We start from the raw sequence: 3503 nt of genomic DNA on the forward strand, positions 1-3503 counted from the left end.
AGGTAGTAGTTTTGTTATACAGTTGTTGGGTAATCCACGGCTGTTTATAAGTACTATAAATACAGGAAGACGGGGGCATCTGAACTGTTTGTATCTTGTGGATAGCTGTGGATAAGAAGGCATTTAGGAGTATTCCAAACTTTTAAAAAGATCTTATCCCCATATTCACAGCCCTAATAGTAATAGGTTATTTTTTTAAAAATATTATATAGTATATACTATGGCAGTTATTAACATGGATGTTGCAAGAAATAATGTTCCCCGGGTTGGCTTTCTGGATATACCCTTAGATCCGTCGCTGGATTTGTTCAAAGAAATTGAGCGGCTCAAGAAAGAGAAGAATGCCATCCTGCTGGCCCACTATTACCAGGAGCCCGATATCCAGGATGTTGCGGATTATATCGGGGATAGCCTGGGGCTGGCACAACAGGCAGAGAAGACCAAGGCAGATATTATTGTTTTTGCCGGTGTGCATTTCATGGCGGAAACTGCTAAAATTTTAAATCCAACTAAAAAGGTTCTTTTACCGGATCTGAATGCAGGATGTTCTTTGGCTGATTCAGCGCCCGCTGACTTATTTAAGGCCTTTAAGGAGCAACACCCTAATCACCTGGTGATTTCATATATCAATTGTACGGCTGATATTAAGGCGCTGAGTGATATTATCTGTACCAGCAGCAATGCGGAGAAGATTATTGAAAGCGTACCCGCTGATCAGCCGATCATATTTGCACCGGATAAAAACCTGGGTGCTTATCTGAATAAAAAGACCGGTCGGAATATGGTGCTATGGAACGGAGCCTGTATGGTGCATGAGATCTTCAGTTTGGAGAAGATAACCAAACTAAAGGTTCGCCATCCGGAAGCAAAGCTGATTGCACACCCCGAGTGCGAAGACCCTTTATTGCGCATTGCGGACTTCGTAGGGAGCACAACGCAGTTGCTTAAGTATACACAGCAGGATTCGGCTAATTCGTTCATTGTAGCGACGGAAACAGGCATTCTGCACCAGATGCAGAAATCCAGCCCGCATAAGACATTCATTCCCGCACCACCCGATAATAGTTGTGCTTGTAATGATTGTCCGCATATGAAGCTCAATACCCTTGAGAAACTGTATTTGTGCATGGAATATGAAACCCCGGAGATTCTTATGGACGAAGCATTGCGGGTTGCTTCAAAAAGGCCAATAGACCGTATGCTGGAGATCAGTAAAGCGGCCGGTTTGGGTGGTTGATTAAAATATTAACAGATTTATCCACAGCAAAGCAGTAGCTTTGCTGTTCTTATTTTCGTTGCTGCTATTGCGACTTTTCCTCTCCTCGTTCTGGTTGTATCGTTTCTAAGACGCTTATGGCTTGAGTTAGCCTTTATTTTTTTATTTAAAATTTTTACTGTGAGTTTTTCGCAATTAGCGGTTTCAACCCCTATTCAAAGGGCGTTGAACGATTTAGGATATACGAATCCTACCCCCATTCAAAGCAAATCCATTCCTATTGTAAACCAGCGGAAAGATTTGCTGGCTTGTGCGCAAACTGGTACCGGCAAAACGGCTGGTTTTGCTATTCCGGTTTTACAATTGATGGAAGAAGATAAAAACACCCGCCAGGCCACTAAAGGAATTCAGGCCTTGGTATTAACACCGACCCGCGAATTGGCTATTCAGGTTGAAGAGAGTTTCCGCGACTATGGAAAGTATCTGCCGTTCCGAAGCCTTGCTATTTTTGGTGGCGTATCCCAGGTTCCGCAGGTGCAACAATTACAGAAGGGTATTGATATTTTGATTGCAACACCCGGACGATTACTGGATTTGATCGGGCAGGGATTGTTATCGATCAACAGCATTCGTTATTTTGTACTGGATGAAGCGGACAGGATGTTGGATATGGGTTTTGTACATGATGTAAAAAAAGTGCTTCAATATATTCCGGCGAAGCGACAATCCTTGTTTTTCTCTGCAACGATGCCGGCAGAAATCCGTCAGCTGGCTGCGCGTATTTTAGTGAATCCTGAAACTGTTGCAGTTACGCCGGTTTCGTCTACTACTGAACTGGTGAAACAGGAAGTTCGGTTTATGGAAAAGGAAGAAAAACGCGACGGTTTGGTGGGTTTGATTCGTGAATTGTCGATTCGCTCTGTGTTGGTTTTTACCCGAACAAAGTACGGGGCGGATAAATTATCCCGGTTTTTACAGAAAGCAGGTATTTCTTCCGCGGCCATACATGGAGATAAAACCCAGGGTGCCAGGCAACGGGCTTTAGCTGATTTTAAGGAGGGTAAAATAGTTGCATTAGTGGCTACTGATATAGCCGCCCGTGGAATTGATATAGATGAGTTGGCTTTTGTGGTCAACTATGAATTACCGAATGTTCCGGAAACCTATGTGCATCGGATTGGAAGAACGGGACGTGCCGGAAACAATGGATCTGCATTTTCTTTTTGTGACCGGGAAGAACGGCAGTATCTGAAAGACATAGAAAAGTTAATTGGAATGAAAATTCCTGTTGCCCGGATGGCTATGCCTGTGTAAGGCAAATACTGTTGTACAATACAAAGGCCGGCATATACATTAAATATTAATATAATGTATATGCCGGCTTTTTTTAGCGTCCCATATAGACCATTAGTATTTGCACATCACTGGGATTGATGCCGCTTATTCTGCTGGCCTGTCCAAGTGTAGCTGGTCGTATGCGTTTTAGTTTTTCTCTGGCTTCGTTACTGATGGCGGCTACTTTAGAATAATCGAAACTTGCAGGAATTTCTAAACTTTCCATCTGGTTCATCCTACCGACCAGTTCTTTTTCTTTTTCGATATACACATCGTATTTTAATTGGATTTCCGCTTGTTCCAAAGCAGCTTCAGGTTGGTCGGACAGAGCCGTTTTTAATCGGGGAACTGCTTGAACCAATGCCTGCATGCTTAGATTGGGACGTAATAATAACTGAGCAGCTTTTTGTTTCTGGTTAAGGGGAGCGGATTGAATAGATTCAAGGAAATGATTTACTTCCGTTGGTTCAAGGGAAAACTCTTGGAGAATTTTCTTAACTGTTTCTGTTCCAATTTTTTTAGCTGCTACCAGTTCCATTCTTTCCTGGCTTGCCAGTCCCATTTTATAGCTGAGTTCAGTTAAGCGGAGGTCGGCATTATCTTGTCGTAAAAGTGTTCTGAATTCTGCCCTGCTGGTGAACATCCGATAAGGTTCTTCGGTTCCTTTAGAGATGAGGTCATCAATCAGTACTCCGATATAGGCTTCACTTCTTTTGAGAATAAAGGGCGCCAGTTCTTTGGTTTTGAGGTGGGCATTTATTCCGGCCATTAAGCCCTGGCAGGCAGCTTCTTCATAACCGGTGGTTCCGTTTATTTGGCCGGCAAAGAAGAGGTTAGAAATTTTTTTTGTTTCCAATGAATAGGACAATTGGGTAGGTGGAAAGTAGTCGTATTCGATGGCATACCCTGGACGGAACATTTTTGCTTTTTCGAAGCCCGGGATGGTTTGAAG

Annotated in this window: 3 protein-coding genes; 2 read left to right on the forward strand and 1 reads right to left on the reverse strand. The window is 43.1% G+C overall.

The window, feature by feature from the left end; genetic code table 11:
- Positions 1-220 precede the first annotated feature (220 nt).
- The gene (gene nadA / locus A1D16_RS21380) at positions 221-1237 is read left to right on the forward strand and encodes a quinolinate synthase NadA (RefSeq protein WP_290713642.1); all 1017 of its coding nucleotides are present in this window, start codon (positions 221-223) and stop codon (positions 1235-1237) included.
- A gap of 159 nt (positions 1238-1396) precedes the next feature.
- Positions 1397-2530, forward strand: a complete 1134-nt coding sequence (locus A1D16_RS21385) for a DEAD/DEAH box helicase (RefSeq protein WP_290713645.1) — start codon at positions 1397-1399, stop codon at positions 2528-2530.
- Between the two features lie 73 nt (positions 2531-2603).
- Here the strand turns inward: A1D16_RS21385 and A1D16_RS21390 are convergent.
- A partial coding sequence (locus A1D16_RS21390) for an FAD-dependent oxidoreductase (protein WP_290713648.1) occupies positions 2604-3503 on the reverse strand: 900 nt, incomplete at its 5' end.

It is taken from the genome of Flavihumibacter sp. CACIAM 22H1, from assembly GCF_001601815.1.
Classification (GTDB): domain Bacteria; phylum Bacteroidota; class Bacteroidia; order Chitinophagales; family Chitinophagaceae; genus Flavihumibacter.

What these genes read in the sequence shown, in the direction of transcription:
- nadA (WP_290713642.1), top strand. Translation starts at nt 221, where the DNA reads ATGGCAGTTATTAACATGGATGTTGCAAGAAATAATGTTCCCCGGGTT.